General features: G+C 67.3%; 19 protein-coding genes. 14 read left to right on the top strand and 5 right to left on the bottom strand.

Annotation, left to right across the window (positions count from 1 at the left end):
- Positions 1-24 precede the first annotated feature (24 nt).
- The 5 genes from HH212_RS07055 to HH212_RS07035 form a co-directional block, all read right to left on the bottom strand.
- Positions 25-1065: an NAD(P)H-dependent glycerol-3-phosphate dehydrogenase gene (locus HH212_RS07055; RefSeq protein WP_169434761.1), complete on the bottom strand. Its 1041-nt coding sequence runs from the start codon at positions 1063-1065 to the stop codon at positions 25-27.
- Between the two features lie 11 nt (positions 1066-1076).
- Positions 1077-1538, bottom strand: coding sequence for an SH3 domain-containing protein (locus HH212_RS07050; RefSeq protein WP_169434760.1), 462 nt, complete (start codon positions 1536-1538; stop codon positions 1077-1079).
- Between the two features lie 173 nt (positions 1539-1711).
- Complete coding sequence (gene secB / locus HH212_RS07045; protein WP_169434759.1) at positions 1712-2185, bottom strand: protein-export chaperone SecB; 474 nt, start codon at positions 2183-2185, stop codon at positions 1712-1714.
- 288 nt (positions 2186-2473) lie between these two features.
- Positions 2474-2743, bottom strand: a complete 270-nt coding sequence (gene grxC / locus HH212_RS07040) for a glutaredoxin 3 (RefSeq protein ID WP_169434758.1) — start codon at positions 2741-2743, stop codon at positions 2474-2476.
- Between the two features lie 20 nt (positions 2744-2763).
- On the bottom strand, positions 2764-3168 hold the full coding sequence (locus HH212_RS07035) for a rhodanese-like domain-containing protein (protein WP_169434757.1): 405 nt from the start codon (positions 3166-3168) through the stop codon (positions 2764-2766).
- A gap of 142 nt (positions 3169-3310) precedes the next feature.
- On the opposite strand from HH212_RS07035, the gene gpmA reads away from it, so the two are divergent.
- The 14 genes from gpmA (at position 3311) to gspE (ending at position 17674) form a co-directional block, all read left to right on the top strand.
- Positions 3311-4057, top strand: a complete 747-nt coding sequence (gene gpmA / locus HH212_RS07030) for a 2,3-diphosphoglycerate-dependent phosphoglycerate mutase (protein WP_169434756.1) — start codon at positions 3311-3313, stop codon at positions 4055-4057.
- 210 nt (positions 4058-4267) lie between these two features.
- On the top strand, positions 4268-5677 hold the full coding sequence (locus HH212_RS07025) for a murein hydrolase activator EnvC family protein (RefSeq protein WP_170205315.1): 1410 nt from the start codon (positions 4268-4270) through the stop codon (positions 5675-5677).
- An 85-nt stretch (positions 5678-5762) separates the two neighbouring features.
- Positions 5763-7274, top strand: coding sequence for a S41 family peptidase (locus tag HH212_RS07020; RefSeq protein ID WP_169434755.1), 1512 nt, complete (start codon positions 5763-5765; stop codon positions 7272-7274).
- A 65-nt stretch (positions 7275-7339) separates the two neighbouring features.
- Positions 7340-8098 (top strand): HesA/MoeB/ThiF family protein, encoded by a 759-nt coding sequence (locus tag HH212_RS07015; protein WP_170205314.1) that lies wholly within the window; start codon positions 7340-7342, stop codon positions 8096-8098.
- 202 nt (positions 8099-8300) lie between these two features.
- Entirely contained in the window at positions 8301-8735 is a 435-nt protein-coding gene (gspG, locus tag HH212_RS07010; protein ID WP_169434754.1) for a type II secretion system major pseudopilin GspG, read from the top strand.
- Positions 8736-8797: 62 nt separating this feature from the next.
- The gene (locus tag HH212_RS07005) at positions 8798-9298 is read left to right on the top strand and encodes a GspH/FimT family pseudopilin (RefSeq protein WP_169434753.1); all 501 of its coding nucleotides are present in this window, start codon (positions 8798-8800) and stop codon (positions 9296-9298) included.
- Positions 9299-9300: 2 nt separating this feature from the next.
- Positions 9301-9705, top strand: a complete 405-nt coding sequence (gspI, locus tag HH212_RS07000; RefSeq protein WP_169434752.1) for a type II secretion system minor pseudopilin GspI — start codon at positions 9301-9303, stop codon at positions 9703-9705.
- On the top strand, positions 9705-10349 hold the full coding sequence (locus tag HH212_RS06995; RefSeq protein ID WP_169434751.1) for a PulJ/GspJ family protein: 645 nt from the start codon (positions 9705-9707) through the stop codon (positions 10347-10349). Before gspI ends, HH212_RS06995 begins: the two co-directional genes overlap by 1 nt.
- Positions 10346-11347: a type II secretion system minor pseudopilin GspK gene (gene gspK, locus HH212_RS06990; RefSeq protein WP_169434750.1), complete on the top strand. Its 1002-nt coding sequence runs from the start codon at positions 10346-10348 to the stop codon at positions 11345-11347. Before HH212_RS06995 ends, gspK begins: the two co-directional genes overlap by 4 nt.
- A gap of 18 nt (positions 11348-11365) precedes the next feature.
- Complete coding sequence (gspL, locus tag HH212_RS06985) at positions 11366-12580, top strand: type II secretion system protein GspL (RefSeq protein WP_169434749.1); 1215 nt, start codon at positions 11366-11368, stop codon at positions 12578-12580.
- A complete protein-coding gene (locus HH212_RS06980) occupies positions 12577-13095 on the top strand; it encodes a type II secretion system protein M (RefSeq protein ID WP_169434748.1) in 519 nt (172 codons plus the stop codon). The genes gspL and HH212_RS06980 overlap by 4 nt, the downstream gene beginning before the upstream one ends.
- Positions 13092-13865 (top strand): type II secretion system protein N, encoded by a 774-nt coding sequence (gene gspN, locus HH212_RS06975; RefSeq protein WP_169434747.1) that lies wholly within the window; start codon positions 13092-13094, stop codon positions 13863-13865. Before HH212_RS06980 ends, gspN begins: the two co-directional genes overlap by 4 nt.
- Positions 13862-16243 (top strand): type II secretion system secretin GspD, encoded by a 2382-nt coding sequence (gene gspD, locus HH212_RS06970; protein ID WP_308633249.1) that lies wholly within the window; start codon positions 13862-13864, stop codon positions 16241-16243. Before gspN ends, gspD begins: the two co-directional genes overlap by 4 nt.
- A 6-nt stretch (positions 16244-16249) precedes the next feature.
- Positions 16250-17674, top strand: a complete 1425-nt coding sequence (gspE, locus tag HH212_RS06965) for a type II secretion system ATPase GspE (RefSeq protein ID WP_169434746.1) — start codon at positions 16250-16252, stop codon at positions 17672-17674.

Here is a 17674-nt window from a genome sequence, read left to right as displayed (position 1 = left end):
CCATCTCTCCCGGCAAAATCGTTTTCACGCCAATTCGTTGCGCGGATCGCGCGCGAGCAGCTTGCCGACCATATCCACCGCCGAATCGCCATCGAACAAGACCCCCGCCACCGCATCGGTGATCGGCATGTCCACCCCCAGCTTGTGCGCCAGTTCGCGTACCGCCTTGGCGCACGGCACACCCTCGGCCACGTGACCCAGTTCGCGCACGATGGCATCCAGCGGCTTGCCCTGCGCCAGTGCCAGGCCCACGCGGCGGTTGCGTGACAGGTCCCCGGTGCAGGTCAGGATCAAATCTCCCATCCCGGTCAGGCCCATGAAGGTGCCGGCATGCCCGCCCAGGGCCGTGCCCAGGCGCGTGATCTCGGCCAGGCCGCGGGTGATCAGCGCCGCGCGCGCATTCAGGCCCAGGCCGAGCCCGTCGGCGGTACCGGTGGCGATCGCCAGGATATTCTTGACGGCGCCGCCGACTTCCACGCCGACCAGGTCGTCGCAGGCATACACGCGCGTGCTGCCGCCATGCACCAGGCCGACCACGCGCTCGCGCAAGGCGGCCGAGGTGGAAGCCACGGTCAGCGCACAGGGCAGGCCGCGCGCCACTTCCTGGGCGAACGAAGGGCCGGACAGCGCAGCGCCCTCGATCTCGTCCCCCAGCACCTCGCGCACCACCTGGTGCGGCAGCAGGCCGGTGTCGTACTCGAAGCCTTTGCACAGCCAGACGATGTTGGGAATGCGCTTACCCTTCAGCTGTTGCAGCAGCGGCCGCAGTCCGGCCACCGGGCAGGCCGCGATCAGCAGCGGCGTGGCGCCGGCAGCGGCGGCGGCGGCGCCGGTCACGTGATCGATGGCGGCCTCGACATCGGCGCCCACGCGCAGCGTCGCCGGCAACGGATGGCCGGGCAGGTAGTCGACGTTTTCGCGCGCGGCCGCCGCCGCCGCCATCTGGGCGGGATTGCGCCCCCACAGCAGGACGTCGTGGCGCGCGGCCAGCGAAATCGCCACCGCCGTACCCCAGGCGCCGGCGCCGAGGACGGTGATGGCTTGAGCTTGTTTGGATTCTTGCATGGAATAATTGGCTAGAGGCCCCAGACGTCGGACGTTTTGACGTAGCCGCTGATGCCGTCGCGATGGCGCACGCGCACCCACGGGCCTGCGTCCGGATCGACCAGTTCGAGCAGGACGTTCTTGTCGGCCGTCATCAGGACCGGCGCGGCCTCGTCCGGCGTGGCGCGGACCTTGGCCGCGGCGCTGCGCACGATCACGTTGCGCCTGGCGGACAGGCCCTTGGCTTCGGTCCAGGCCACGTCGCCGCCGGCGTCGCGCACCTTGACCCAGTCGCCGTAGCCGAGGACGATCTCGACCGGCATGCCGCTGGGCGCGACGTACAGCCTGGCGCCCTTGAGCGAGGGTGCGTCGTACAGGATCACCGGACGCGCGCCGACCGTCTTGAAGTCGAACGCGTGCGCGCCAAGCGAGTACAGCAGCAATGCGCTGCCGGTCAGCAGGCGACCGAAACGAAAAGGATGGGAACGATGCATGACGAGGCCTTTGGAAACGACGAACGCCAAAAGGCAGGACCGGCGTCCCGTCCATGACACGGGCGGAACGCCTGGCGCGGACGCCTCGTGACCGTGCTGCGCGCTGCAGCGGCGCCGGAGACGCCGATGGGCGATGCGCGCTGCGCCGGTTCCAGGCGCCCGCAAGGAGCGGTTTACTGGTTGCCGATCGGCTGGCCGGCGGTGGCTGCCTGCTCGGCCAGGGCCTGGCGGCGCTGTTGGTAGAACACCTCGAAGTTGATCTCGGCCAGGTGCACGGGCGGGAAGCCGGCGCGGGTGATCAGGTCGGCGATGTTGCTGCGCAGGTAAGGATAGATGATGTTCGGGCAGCCGATGCCGAGCAGCGGATCCATCTGGTCGGCCGGGATGTTGCGGGCTTCGAAGATGCCGCCCTGCTTGCCTTCGACCAGGAAAGCGACCTTGTCCTTGACCTTGGCGGTCACGGTGATGGTCACGGTGGATTCGTAGATGCCATCGGCGATGGCTTCGGCGCCGACGTCCAGCGACACCTCGATGGTCGGGGCTTCCTGCTCGAGGAAGATTGCCGGGGAATTCGGTTGTTCCAGCGACATATCCTTCAGGTAAATACGCTGGATTTGGAATACGGGTTGCAGGTTTTCGTCAGCCATGGAACGCTTTCATTTAATTGTAAGAAGAACGGTGATGTCCGTTCCAGATGCATGCAGGGGAGTCTCCAACCCGCGTCGCAGGATTTCTACCGCGCACCGGTTTTTGATGTCCGAATGTAGGAAACCTCGACCAACCTGCAGCCGAGCCGGCCACGATCGTTCGAGGTTCCTTCAAGGCGTCGGTAATTGTATCAAAACCAATTCGGATTAAATAGCATTCTCCGGCGCCGGTTCGACAAGGCGCAGCGCGGCCCGGACAGCATTCGCGCTGCCGTTGCCGCGCTTGCCTCAGGCGGCTTCGCCCTTTAGCAGCGGATCGAGGCGCCCGGCCTGGTCGAGCGCGTACAGGTCGTCGAAGCCGCCCACGTGCGTATCGCCCACGTAGATCTGGGGCACGGTGCGGCGGCCAGTGCGTTCCATCATGGTGACGCGCTGCTGCGGGTCCAGGTCGACGCGGATGCGCTCGATCTCGGTCACGCCCTTGGCTTCCAGCAGGCGCTCGGCGCGCACGCAGTAAGGGCAGGCAGCAGTATGGTAGAGGACGACGTGGGCAGTCATGGTAATTCCTTTCACTTGAATCATTTGGTCAGAGGCATGCCGGCGGCGGTCCAGGCCGTGACACCGCCTTCCAGGCAATAGATGTCTTCGAACCCGGCCGTTTTCAACTGGCGCGCGGCCTTGTCGGCGCGGTTGCCCGCCTGGTCGACGACGATCACGGTCTTGACTTTCACCTTGTCGAGTTCGCCGGTACGGTTGGCCAAGTCTGCCAGCGGAATGTGTTTCGCGTCGCGCAAATGGCCGGCGGCAAATTCCTCAGCGCTGCGCACATCGATCACGGCGGTGCTTCTGCCGCGGTTCATCATCTGGGTTGCCTGCAGTGGAGAAGCGCGCCGCGCGCGCGGCACCAGGGCGGGCCACAGCAGGGCGCCCCCGGAAATCACGGCAATTGCAACAGTAAGAAGATGGTCGAGGATGAATTTCACGAAGGTTCCGTTGGTTGAACTGAATCATCGCATTATAAAATAGAAGCGAGGCCGGTATTTCGGGCGCCTGGAAAAACCGCCATGGCAACATGCGGCAGCTTGTTCCGGGCGTCTTTTTGCACACTTTTTTCTCGAAGAGCTTATGTACAAAATCGTATTCATGCGTCACGGCGAATCCACCTGGAACCTGGAAAACCGCTTCACGGGCTGGACCGACGTCGACTTGACGGAAAAGGGCATCGGCGAAGCGAAGACCGCCGGCCGCCAGCTGCGCGAAGCCGGCTTCGCCTTCGACCTGGCCTACACCTCGGTGCTGACGCGCGCCATCCGCACGCTGTGGCTGGCCATGGACGAGATGGACATGATGTGGCTGCCGATCAAGAACGACTGGCGCCTGAACGAGCGCCACTACGGCGCGCTGCAGGGCCTGGACAAGGGAGAAACCGCCGCCAAGTTCGGCGACGAGCAGGTGCTGGTCTGGCGCCGCAGCTACGATACCCCGCCCCCGAGCCTGGAAGCGGACGATCCGCGCACCTCGTTCGCCGATCCGCGCTATGCCGGCCTGGACCAGGGCAGCATCCCGCTGACCGAATGCCTGAAGGACACCGTGGCGCGCGTGATGCCGTGCTGGGACGAGGAAATCGCCCCGGCCATCCGCGCCGGCAAGCAAATCCTGATCTCGGCCCACGGCAACAGCCTGCGCGCCCTGATCAAGATGCTCGACAATATCAGCGACGACGACATCGTCAGCCTGAACATCCCCAACGGCACGCCGCTGGTCTATGAACTGGATGCCGACCTGAAACCGATCCGCCATTACTACCTGGGCGACCAGGAAGCGATCGCCGCCAAGATGGCCGCCGTGGCCAACCAAGGGAAGGCAAAGTAAGTTTTGCGTGTACTTGCAATGAAGTCGGCCGGCGGCGCCGGGCAGGGCGCCGCCGGCACGCTGCTGCGTGGCCTGCTGGCGCTGGCCCTGGCGTTCATCGGCGGCGGCGCGCAGGCGGCGCCGCACGCGGCCGAGGCGCATCAGAACGAGCCGCGGCACAATGGCGCGAAGCAAAGCGCAGCCAAGCAGAACACGCCGAAGCAGGACGCCATGCGTGCGGCCGCGCCGCGCATCACCGAGCGCAGCAAGCAGAAGGCGGCCGCCGAAGCGGAGCGCGCCGGCATCCAGCAAAAGCTGGGCGCCCTCAAGAAGGACATCACGCGCACCGAGAGCGCAAAGGAAGACGCCGCCGACGAGCTGGCCGAATCGGAAGAGTCGATCTCGAACGCCAACCGCGCGCTGCGCGAACTGGCGGACGAGCAGAGCGCCACCAACGACAAGCTCAAGGAATTGAATAACGAGCAGGCGCGGCTGGAAGGCACGATCGCGGCGCAAAAGCGCCAATTGGCCAAGCTGTTGCGTGAGCATTATGTGTCTGGCAACGAAGACCGCATCAAGCTGCTGCTGTCGGGCGACAACCCGAACCGCATCAACCGCGACCTGCAGATGATGTCCTACGTGTCCCAAGCGCAGGCGACATTGCTGGATGGCTTGCGCGGCAACCTGGCGGCCGTGGAGGCGAACCACGCCAAGACCCAGAACGCCAAGGACGAACTCGAGGAAATCGCCGGCGAACAGCGCGACCAGAAAACGCTGCTGGAGCAGGAAAAGGCGAAACGCGCCTCGCTGCTGGCGAACCTGTCGAGCAAGCTGGTTACCCAGCGCAAGGAAGCGTCCAGCCTGGAGCGCGACGAACAACGCATGAGCGGCCTGGTCGATCGCCTGACCCAATTGATCCGCGAACAGGAAGCCGCCGCTGCCGCCGAGCGCAAGCGCCAGGAAGCGCTGGCCGCGGCGCGCGCCAAGGCCGAAGCCGAAGCGAAGGCGCGCGCGCTGGCGCGCGCCAAAGCCGAGCAGGCCGAGCGCGAACGCCTGGCCGCGCTGGCGCGCGAAGCCGCCAAGGCCGCGGCGCGCGAGGCGGCGCGCACCGGCAAGCCGGTCAAGCCGGCGCCGGTGCCCGCGCCGGCGCCGGTGCGCGAAGAGCCGCAAGTGGCGCAGGTCGAACCCAGGCCGCAGCCGCCGGCGCGCTCGCCCGACACCGCGCTGGCATCGGAAGCACCGAGCGGCGCGTTCGAGAGCCAGCGCGGACGCATGCCGGCCCCGATCGGCGGCAAGATCGCGGCCCGCTTCGGCGCCAAGCGCGGCGACGGTCCGACCTGGCGCGGCATGTTCATCAAGGCGCCGGAAGGCACCGACGTGCGCGCCATCGCCGCCGGGCGCGTGGTGTTCGCGAACTGGATGCGCGGCTACGGTAACCTGATCATCGTCAACCATGGCGGCGAATACCTCTCCATCTACGGCAACAACCAGACCCTGGTGAAACGCGTCGGCGATGCGGTCAAGCCGGGCGAGGTCGTGGCCAGCGCCGGCAACACCGGCGGCAACGAGGAATCGGGGCTATACTTCGAACTCAGGCATCTGGGCAAGGCCTTCGATCCGGCAGGCTGGGTCCGCTTCTAGCCCGAGCACTCGAATTCAGATCGCGAAGCAGGGAACCCCGCATGACGCTGGCATGCGGGGTTCCCTTCCTTTCAGGAATAAGTTAATGGGCAATAAACTCAAGAGCATCGGCCTGATCGGCATCGGCATGGTCGCCGGCGCCGCCGCCACCGTGCAGTTGTCCGCGCTCGCGCAGCAGGGCGCCGGCGCGCCGGGCGCCGCTGCGCCGCTGCCCCTGGACGAACTGCGCCAGCTGGCCGACGTGTATGGCTTGATCAAGAGCGACTACGTGGAAAAGGTCGACGACAAGAAATTGCTGTCGGAAGCCATTGCCGGCATGGTGTCCTCGCTCGACCCGCATTCGGTCTACCTGGACCAGAAGGATTTCGCCGAGATGCGCGAGTCGGTGCAGGGCAAATTCGTCGGCGTCGGGGTGGAAGTCGCGATGGAAGACGGCTACGTCAAGATCGTCTCGCCGATCGAGGACACGCCCGCCTATCGCGCCGGCATCAAGGCGGGCGACCTGATCACGCGCATCGACAACGTTCCCGTCAAGGGCTTGTCGCTGGACGAGGCGATCAAGCGCATGCGCGGCGAACCGCACAGCAAGGTGTTGCTGACCATCGCCCGCCGCGGCGCCGACGTACCCTGGGTGGTGCCGGTGGCGCGCGAGGAAATCCGCGTGGCCAGCGTGAAGGGCAAGATCATCGAGCCCGGCTATGCCTGGCTGCGCGTCAGCCAGTTTCAGGAAGAAACCCTGGACGAGATGGTGGCCAAGATCCAGGAACTGTATGGCAAGAACCCCGACATCAAGGGCCTGGTGCTGGACTTGCGCAACGACCCCGGCGGCCTGCTGCCGAGTGCGATCGGCGTCTCCGCCGCCTTTTTGCCGCAGAACGAGGTGATCGTATCGACCAAGGGGCAATTGCCGGACTCGAACGCCACCTTCTATGGCCGGCGCGAATTCTATGCGACCCGTGCCGGCGCCGATCCGCTGGCCAGGCTGCCGGCCGCGCTGAAAAAGGTGCCGATGGTGGTGCTGGTGAACACCGGTTCGGCTTCGGCCTCCGAAATCGTCGCCGGCGCGCTGCAAGATTACAAGCGCGCCATCGTGATGGGCAGCCAGACCTTCGGCAAGGGGTCGGTGCAGACGCTGCGCCAGTTGAGCGCCGACACTGCCGTGAAACTGACCACGGCGCGCTACTACACGCCGAAGGGGCGCTCGATCCAGGCGCTGGGCATCGTGCCCGACCTGAAGGTCGACGAAACCCTGCAAGGCGACGGCTTGAACGCGCTGCGCGTGCGCGAGGCCGACCTCGACCGTCACCTGGACAACGAGGCCGATAAGAGCGCACCGAGCGCCAAGGTCGCGGCCAAGAATGCCGAGCGGCGCGACGAGCTGGAAGAGGAACAGCGCGCGCTGGCCATGCTGAAGGACAGCCCGCCGCTCGAATTCGGCGGCAAGGACGATTTCCAGTTGGCGCAGGCGATCAACCACTTCAAGGGCTTGCCGGTGCACCTGGCCAAGGCCGACCCGGACCAGGACAAGCCGGCGCCCGCCCGGTTGCCGGGCGAAGAGCAGAAACCGCCGGAACTCAAGGGACCGCCGAAGAAGTGATGGACAACCCGTTGACAGACACCCGGCAGGTAGCCGCAGTAGCATCCGGCGTACGCAAGATCGACATGAACGACCAGCAATTGCTGCGCTATTCGCGCCACATCCTGCTCGACGAAGTCGGCATCGAAGGCCAGCAGCGCTGGCTGCATGCGCGCGCGCTGCTGATCGGCGCCGGCGGGCTGGGTTCGCCGGCCGCGCTGTACCTGGCCGCCGCCGGTATCGGGCGCATCACGCTGGTCGACAACGACGAGGTCGACCTCACCAACCTGCAGCGCCAGGTGATGCACGCCACGGCGCGCATCGGCCAGCCCAAGGTCGCGTCCGGGCGCGAGGCGCTGTTGCAGATCAATCCCGAGATCGACGTGGCCGCCTTGCGCGAGCGCGCCGGACCTGCACGTCTTGCGGAACTCGTGCGTGAGGCCGATGTCGTACTCGACTGCAGCGACAATTTCGCCACCCGCCACGCCGTCAACCGCGCCTGCGTCGCGGCCGGCGTGCCGCTGGTGGCCGGCGCCGTGATCCGTTTCGACGGCCAATTATCCGTGTTCGACATGCGCGATCCCGCTTCGCCCTGCTACGCCTGCCTGTTCCCCGAAGACAGCCGCTTCGAGGACGCCGCCTGCAGCAGCATGGGCGTGTTCGCGCCGCTGGTCGGCGTGGTTGGCGCCATGCAGGCGGCCGAGGCGATGAAACTGCTGGCCGGTATCGGCCAGTCGCTGGCGGGACGCTTGCTGATGCTCGATGGCCGCGCGATGGCGTGGACCGAGATGAAAGTGGCGCGCAATCCCTGCTGTCCGGTGTGCGCCGCACGCGCCGCCCCCTGAGAAGGGGCACGGGCTCGGCTTCTGATTTACAATCGGCGGTTGCCTTACAATTGGAAAACCTTGTAAGGTAGCCTGCTTTACGGTTGCACCTTATACTTGACCGCTTGCCGGGATCGATGGACCGATCGATGTGCATCGCCTCCCAAGCGGCTGTTCCGACCATCTACCAAATTAAGAGCTTATGCACAACGTTTCGCATCGCATGAAGCAGCAGCGTCAACGCGGTTTCACCCTGGTCGAGATCATGGTCGTCGTGGTCATCATCGGCATTCTCGGCGCACTGGTCGTGCCGAAGCTGCTGGGCCGCACCGGCGAGTCGCGCGTGGCCGCCGCCAAGGTCGACATCAATACCCTGAAGGCCGCGCTCAACCTGTACAAGCTGGACAACCAGCGCTATCCGACCACCGAGCAGGGCCTGACGGCGCTGACGCAGAAGCCGACCAGCGGCCCGGCCGCCAACGGCTGGAAGGAAGGCGGCTACATCGAGCGCCTGCCGAAAGACCCGTGGGGCAATGCCTACCAATACCTGTCGCCCGGCTTGCACGGCGAATTCGACATCTTCTCGCTCGGCGCCGACGGCCAGCCCGGCGGCACCGGCGAAGATGCGGACATCGGTTCCTGGGATACCACCAAGTAATCCGGCGCACCGGCAACCGAGCGGATAACCCTGCGCATACCGGCCCGAGGAGTGGCACCGCGATGAACCGTCCGCCCGGCACTGCCACTTCTGCCGCTGCACGGCGCGACACCGCCGGCTTCACGCTGGTGGAGATCATGGTCGTCATGGTCATCATCGGCATCACGGTGGGCATGGTGTCGCTCAACGTGATCCCGAGCCCGCGCCAGGACCTGCAGGACGAGGCGCGCCGTTTATCTCTGCTGCTGCAGCTGGCGCGCGACGAAGCCATCGTGCGCAACCGGCCGGTCACCTTCGAGGCCAATGGCGAGCGCTATCGTTTCCTGGTGCGCAACGAAACCCGCTGGGAACCGCTTCCGGGCGACGACATGCTGCGCGAACGTCCTTTCCGCAACGCGCCCGTGAGCCTGCTGCTGGAACCGTCCAGCGCCGGCACCGCCAATCCGCTGCGCATCACCTTCGGCCGCGAACCGGTCGACAAGCCGTTCCTGCTGACCCTGGCCAGCGGCAATTACCACGTCGCCGTGCGCGCCGACGGCGTCGGCCACTTCACGGTCGAATGAACATGCGCCGCATTTTTCATAGTCGTCGCCGCCCTTGCCGCGCCCGCCAGCGCGGCTTCACCCTGCTCGAAGTGCTGGTGGCGCTGGTCATCGTCGGCACCGCGCTCGGCGCCGGCCTGCGCGCGGTTGGCAGCCTGAGCGCCAACAGCGCCGGCCTGCGCACGTCGATGATGGCCACCTGGTCGGCCGAGAACCGCCTGATCCAGATCCGCCTGGCCAACGAATTCCCGGAAGTCGGCAAGCGCAGCTTCGATTGCCCGCAGGGCGACCTGAAGCTGGTGTGCCAGGAAGAAGTGCTGGTCAGCCCGAACCCGCGCCTGCGCCGGGTCGAGGTATCCGTGTTCGACATCGAGAATCCGAACCGGCGCATCGTCAAGCTGATCCAGCTGGTGTTGAGGAAAACCTGATGCGCCCCGTTCCAGAACAACGCGGTTTTACCCTGGTCGAGCTGCTGGTGGCGATCAGCATCCTGGCCATCGTCGCCGTGCTCGGCTGGCGCGGGCTGGACGGCATCATGCGCGCCCGCGGCACGCTGACCGACCAGATGGAAGTCACGCGCGGCATGCAGCTGGCCTTCGCCCAACTGCAGAGCGATTGCGAGCACATCGCCGACAGCGACGTGCTGGTCCAGCGGCCGCGCCTGCTGATCGGCACCGACCGCATCACCCTGGTGCGCGACGTGTTCGTCGAAAACCAGCCGGCGCAATTGCAGGTGGTGGCCTACCGCATCATCAACGGCACCGTGGTGCGGCGCGAAACCGGCGCCACGCGCGACCTGGCGCAGCTCGACGCGCTGTGGCAGAACGCCGTCACCGATGCCGACACCGGCGGCGCCATCACGCTGCAGGGCGGCGTGACCGGCATGCAGGTGCTGGTCTGGCAGGGCGGCGGCTGGCGCCAGGCGGTGAGCACTGTCAGCAGTACCGGAATACAGCCGGGGCAAGCGGCCGGCAACACGCAATCGCTGGAAGCGACCGGCCTGCAGGTGGCGCTGCTGCAGGTGGGTCAGAAGGTCCCCTTGAGCAAATTCTTCCTGCTGGGTTCGCAATGAAAAGGCGTTTACTTCCCGTGCGCCGCGAGCGCGGCGTGGCCGTCATCACCGCGCTGCTGCTGACCACGCTGGCGGTATCGATCGTGGCCAGCCTGTTCTGGCAGCAGCAGGTGCAGGTGCGCTCGCTGGAAAACCAGCGGCTGCACCTGCAGACCAAGTGGATCCTGCGCGGCGCGCTCGACTGGTCGACGCTGGTGCTCGATTCCATGGCGCAGAGCTCGCCCTATATCAGCCTGGACCAGCCTTGGGCCACGCCGCTGGCGGACACGCGCCTGGACCAGTACATCGAGCGCGAGCGGGTGCAGGGCGAGAATTTCGATGCCAGCCTGTCCGGCGGCATCACAGATGCGTGCTCGCGCTACAACCTGCGCAACTTGGCCGATCCCACTACCGGCCCTGATACCAAGCAAATCGATATTTTCAGGAATTTATTGCGCAATGTGAACATACCCGACACACTGGCGGCCAAGGTGGCCGCCTATGTCGATGCCGCCCAGCCGCCGGTGGCGACGACCAACCCGAACGACGGCAATGGCGGCACGACCGCCACCTCCAGGATCAGTACCGTCAGCGGCAAGCCGATGCAACTGCTGCAGGTTGACGACCTGTTGGCGATCCAGGGTTTTACGCCGGAACTGGTCGAGCGCCTGCGCCCGTTCGTGATCGTGCTGCCGCAGCGCGGTACGAAGGTCAACGTGAACACGGCACCACCGGAAGTGCTGGCGGCGCTGGTGCAGAACATGTCGGTATCGGAGGCGAGCGCGCTGGTGGTGCGGCGCAAGCAGGCGCCATGGAACGATTACGGGAAATTCACTAGCCAATTGAACGGGCATACGATGATGCCGAGTGTGGAAGCAGACGTGACCAGCAACTGGTTCCTGGTCAGCAGCCGCATCCGCCTGGACCGGGCCGCGCTGGACGCCGAGGCGCTGCTGCAGCGCGGGGCCGGGGTGGGGCCGGGCAACCGCACCCACGTGGTATGGATCCGCCAGAACTAAACAAGAAAGCGAGACGGTTTGACTACACTGTATATCCGGCACCCGGCCAGGGCCGACGGCGAGCATGCGCTGAGCCGCTTCGCCCTGGTGAACGACGGCGGCGTCATCGAGCAGCAGGGGGAAGGCCCGCTACGCAACCTGGGCGACCTGGTCGGCACCAGCCGGCGCGTGGTATTGCTGCTGGCCGGCGCCGACGTCAACCTGCTGTCGGTGCAGGCGCCGCCGCTGTCGGGCGCGCGCTTGAAGGCGGCGTTGCCGGGGCTGGTCGAGGAACACATCCTGGGCGACCCGGCCGAATCGGTGCTGGTGGCCGCGCCCGAGCAGCCGGACGGGGCGCGTCCCATCGCCGTGGTCGAGCGCGACTGGCTGGAAGGCATCGTGCGCGCGCTGCTGGCGCAGGGCGCGCGCGCGGTGGCCGCGCTGCCCGCGCAACTGTGCCTGCCGCTGCAGCCGGGCAGCGTCGGCGCCGCCGTCGACGGCGCCGGGCTGACCCTGCGCCAGGGCCTGTTCCAGGGTTTCGGCCTGGCGCTGGAAGCCACGCCGGCGGTGGTATTGCAGAACGCGCGCGCCTTCGGCGGCGATGCGCCGCTGGTGCTGTACGTGCCGCGCGCACAGCTGGGGGAGTACCAGGCGCTGCTGCAGGAAGACGGCGGCGCCGCGGTCACGCTGGAAGCCGACGATTGGGCGCACTGGATTTCCGGCTCGAAGAGCACCGCGCTCGACCTGGTGAGCGGCCTGGGCGCGGCCGGCAGTCCGGCGCGCGACTGGCGCCGCTGGCGCTGGCCGCTGCGCCTGGCGCTGCTGGCGGTGGCCGTCAACCTGATCGGCCTGAACCTCGACTGGCTGCGCCTGCGGCGCGAATCGATCGCGGTGCGCCAGTCGATGAACCAGACCTTCCGGCAAGTCTATCCGAACCAGACCGCGATCCTCGACCCGGTGCTGCAGATGCGCCAGAACATCGCCGGCGCGCGCGCCAACAGCGGCGAGGTGGCGCCGGACGAGTTCACCTACCTGGCGGCGGCCTTCGGCGAAGCGGCGCGCAACGGCCCGCGCCAACCCGGCATTGCGTCAATCGAATACCGCGAACGCGCCCTGTCGGTCAAAGTCAAACCCGAAACGGTCGACCCCGGTCTGACCGCGCAACTGCGCACGGCCCTGGGTGCGCGCCATCTGAGCCTGGAAGAAGCCACGCCCGGCACCTGGGTCATCCGCAGCACGGGAGTCAAGCCATGAGCCTCGCCACCACCATCGCCCAGTACCGCGAGCGCGCCAACGCGCTGTGGCTCGCGCGCACCGAGCAGGAGCGCCGCTTCCTGGCCGTCGGCGGCGCCGTCGTGCTGCTGGCCATCCTGTACCTGCTGCTGGTCGACCCGGCCGTCGAGGGCCGCACCCAGCTGCGCCGCCAGCTGCCGCAGCTGCGCCAGCAGGCCGCCGAGCTGCAGGCCCTGGCGCAGGAAGCGGCCAGCCTGGCGCACGCCCCTGCCAGCCAGGTGGCGCCGCTCACGCGCGAATCGGTCAGCAGCAGCCTGACGGGCCGCGGCCTGAATCCGCAATCCTTGTCCGTCAGCGGCGACTACATCAAGCTGCAGTTGAACAACGTGCCGTTCTCGGGGCTCACTGCCTGGCTCGACGAGCAGCGCCGCGCCAACCGCGTGCTGGCGCAGGACGTCGTGGTCAATGCGTTGCCGACCGCCGGCCAGGTCGACGCCAGCCTGACGCTGCGCCAGAACACCGGCGCGCCCCGATGAAGCGTTTATTGGCGTGGGGCACGCTGGTCGTGCTGGCGGTGCTGCTGACCATTCTCGCCTTCCTGCCGGCGGCCTGGCTGGCGCCGCTGGTCGAACGGCAGACCGGCGGCCGTTTGACTCTGGGGGATGCGCAGGGTACGCTGTGGCGCGGCTCAGCCTTTATCGGCGGTGCGCCGGGAGAAGGCGGCGCAGTTACGCCGCTGCTGCCGGGACGGTTCACCTGGCGCCTGTCGCCGCTGGTACTGGCCGGGTCGGTGAGCGTCGACCTGGCCAACGCGCAAGCCCTGGCGCAGCCGGTGCACGTCGGCGGCAGCTGGTCGCAATGGCAGGTCAGCGCCGGCGAACTGCTGCTGCCGGCCGAAGGCTTGTCCGGCCTGGGCGCGCCGCTCAACACGCTGGCGCCGTCGGGCGTCATCCGCCTGTCGTGGAACCTGCTCGACATCGCGCGCCAGGGCCCCGCAGTGGCGGTGAGCGGGCGTACGGTGCTGTCGATGACCGACATGGGTTCGCGCATGAGCCCGATCAAACCGCTGGGCAGCTACGAGATGGCGATGGATTGGCGCGGCCAGCAGGCCGACCTGACCCTGCGCACGGTACGCGGCGCCCTGGTGCTGACCGGTAGTGGAGCACTGGAAAATGGCCGCCTGCGCTTCGCGGGCCAGGCGTCGGCGGCCGACGGATACGAAGACACGCTGGGCAACCTGCTCAACCTGCTGGGCCAGCGCCGAATGGTGAACGGCAAGAACATAATCGCACTCGAGTTCAGATGATGAAAAATACCCACGCAGTTTCCCATCCCCGCAAGCGGCAACTGCCGGCGTTGCGCCGTATCGTGGCCGGCGCCATGCTGTGCTGCACGGTCGCCACCGCCATCCCGCCGCTGCCCGCGCTGGCCCAGGACGGCAGCGGCGCCGCGCTGAATTTCGTCAATGCCGACATGGAATCGGTGATCAAGGCGGTCGGCCACTACACAGGCATGACCTTCGTGATCGACCCGCGCGTAAAAGGCACGCTGACGCTGGTGTCCGAAAAGACCCTGAGCAAGGCCCAGGCCTTCCAGCTGCTGACCTCGGCGCTGCGCCTGCAAGGGTATGCGGTGGTCACCGCCGACGGCTACGCCAAGGTGGTGCCGGAGGCGGAAGCCAAGCTGCAATCGTCGCCGACCCAGGTCGGCAGCGGCGCTTCGCGCGTGCGCGGCGACCAGGTCGCCACCCAGGTGTACCGCCTGCAGCACGAATCCGCGGCCAACCTCACCGCCGTGCTGCGTCCGCTGATCTCGCCCAACAACTCGATCATGGCCGATCCGGGCAACAACAGCCTGGTGATCACCGACTACGCCGACAACCTGCGCCGCCTGTCGCGCATCATCGCCGCGCTCGACGCGCCGTCGACCGGCGACCTCGACGTGGTGCCGATCCGCAACGGCATCGCCAGCGACGTGGCGACCCTGGTCACGCGCCTGATGGAGCCGAGCCCGGGCGGCGATTCCGGCCGCGTCACGGTGCTGGCCGATGCCCGCACCAATTCGGTGGTGGTGCGCGCGCCCTCGGCCGCGCGCGCCAACATGGCGAAGAGCCTGATCGCCAAGCTGGACCAGCCGACCTCGGAGCTCGGCAATATCCACGTGGTGTACCTGAAGAACGCCGACGCCAGCAAGGTCGCGCAGACGCTGCGCGCGGTGGTGTCGCAGGACGCCTCGGCGGTGGCGGTGCAGCAGCAGGGCACCGCCGGCGGCTCGATCCAGTCCGGCACCACGGGCACCGGCACCAATACGGGCGGCCTGAACAGCAACAACCAGCAGAGCAGCATCGGCGCCGGCGGCACCGGCGGCACCTTCGCCCAGCAGAGCCAGGCCACGTCCGGCGGCGCCGGCGGCGGCCAGGGTTCCGGCTTCATCCAGGCCGACGCTTCCACCAACAGCCTGATCATCACCGCGCCGGATGCGCTGTACCGCAACCTGCGCGCCGTCATCGACCAGCTCGACGTGCGCCGTGCCCAGGTCTACATCGAGGCCCTGGTGGTCGAGGTCAACGCCGCCAAGGCGTCCCAGTTCGGCGTGCAGTGGGTGGGCCTGTCCGGCAGCGATACCAGCAACTACCGCGTCGGCGGCCTGCAATCGTTCGGCAGCGGCACCAGCAACATCGTCAACCTGGCGGTGGCGGCGAGTTCCGGGATCAGCAGCACCAGCAGCGCGATCAGCTCGTCGACCCTGCCGAGCGGCCTGTCGATCGGCCTGTTCCGCCAGATCAACGGCGCGCTCGGCCTGGGCGCGGTCGCCAGCGCGCTGGAAACCGACGGCGACACCAACATCCTGTCGACGCCGAACATCATCACGCTCGACAACGAGCTGGCGACCATCAAGGTCGGCCAGAACATCCCGATCCTGACCGGTTCCTTCACCACGGCATCGAGCGGTTCCAGCAACCCGTTCCAGACCATCGACCGCAAGGACATCGGCCTGCTGCTGAAAGTGCGCCCGCAGATTTCCGAAGGGGGTACGATCAAGCTGTCGATCTACCACGAGAACTCGGGCATCGACAATTCGGTCGCCTCGACCTCGGGCATCGTCACCACGGTGCGCGCGATCGAGAACAACATCATCGCCGACGACGGCCAGATCATCGTGCTGGGCGGCCTGATCTCGGACGACGAGAACCACAACGAAGAGCGCGTGCGCGGCCTGGGCGACATCCCGGTGATCGGCAACCTGTTCAAGTACCGCACGCGCACCCGCAACAAGCGCAACCTGATGGTATTCCTGCGTCCGGTGGTGGTGCGCAGCAAAGAGCAGAACAACAGCCTGTCGATGGACCGCTACGACTACATGCGCGCCGCCGGCCAGCAGGCCCAGCCGGTCGACAACAGCGTGCTGGTACGCAACCTGGGCGCGCCGGTGCTGCCGGCGCTGACCAACGGCCAGCCGCCGGTGGACAACGGGCTCATGGCGAACGTCCCGCCGCCGGCGCCGGTGGCGGCGCGTCCGGGCCAGGCCACCGGCGCCGGCGCGCGCCAGCCGGCGCGCCCGCAAGCCGACGGCGGCTACCGTCCGGGGCAGGCGGGCAGCCCGGCGCCGGCCCAGAACGTGCCGACGGTCATCGCGCCGAGCGGCAACGAATACCGCCCGGCCACGCCGGTCCAGCAGAATTGAGGAACCATGAATAACCTGTTGCCCTACGCATTCGCACGCGACTACGGCGTGCTGGCGCGTTCCAACGGCGACCCGGCGCAAGCCGTCGAAGTGCTGGTCTCGAATGCCACGAAGCCGGCCGCGATCGCGGAAGTCTCGCGCCGCTTCGGCCGCATCGCGCTGCGCCGCATGGAACGCGCGGAACTGGAAGCGGCGATCGCTTCCGCCTACCAGGGCGGCGGCGGCGACGCCTCGCAGGTGGCGGATGAATTCGATGCCGACCTCGACCTGACCCGGCTGCTGCAGGACGTGCCGGCGATCGAGGATTTGCTGGAATCGTCCGACGACGCCCCGGTGATCCGCATGATCAACGCGCTGCTGACGCAATCGCTGCGCGAAGGCGCGTCCGACATCCACATCGAACCGTTCGAGCAGACCTCGGTGGTGCGTTTCCGCATCGACGGCGCGCTGCGCGACATCGTGCGCCCGCGTAAAGCGATCCACGCTTCCTTGATCTCGCGTATAAAAATCATGTCGCAGCTGGACATTGCCGAGAAGCGCCTGCCGCAGGACGGCCGCATCACGCTGCGCATCGGCGGCAAGCCGGTCGACGTGCGCGTCTCGACGCTGCCGACCGGCCACGGCGAGCGCGCCGTGCTGCGCCTGCTGGACAAGGAAGCGGGGCGGCTCGACCTCGGTCACCTGGGCATGAGCGGGCGCCTGCTGCCGCGCTTCGACAAATTGATCAACCAGCCGCACGGCATCGTGCTGGTGACCGGCCCGACCGGTTCGGGCAAGACCACGACCTTGTACGCGGCGCTGTCGCGCCTGAATGCCTCGACCACCAACATCATGACGGTGGAAGACCCGATCGAGTACGACCTGGGCGGCATCGGCCAGACCCAGGTGAACGCGCGCATCGACATGACCTTCGCCAAGGCGCTGCGCGCGATCCTGCGCCAGGACCCGGACGTGATCATGATCGGCGAGATCCGCGACCTGGAAACGGCGCAGATCGCGGTGCAGGCGTCGCTGACCGGCCACCTGGTGCTGGCCACGCTGCACACCAACGACGCCGCTTCCGCCGTGACCCGTCTGCTGGACATGGGCATCGAGCCGTTCCTGCTGTCGTCCTCGCTGCTGGGGGTGATGGCGCAGCGCCTGGTGCGCAAGCTGTGCCCGTACTGCAAGAAGCAGGAAGGCGGCCACTGGATCGCGGTCGGCTGCGAGCGCTGCGGCCACACCGGCTACCAGGGCCGCGTGGGCGTGTACGAGCTGCTGGAAACCAACGAGCAGATCCGCGCCCAGATCCACAACCGCGTGTCCGAAGCCGAGATCCGCGATGCCGCCCTGGCGTCCGGCATGCATACCATGCGCGACGACGGCGAGCGCTGGGTCAGTGAGGGCGTCACCACTGAAGCCGAGCTGGTCCGCGTGACCAAGGCGGACTGA

This window comes from Massilia forsythiae (assembly GCF_012849555.1).
Taxonomy (GTDB): Bacteria; Pseudomonadota; Gammaproteobacteria; order Burkholderiales; family Burkholderiaceae_D; genus Telluria; species Telluria forsythiae.
This window is presented reverse-complemented; position numbering and strand designations above follow the sequence as displayed.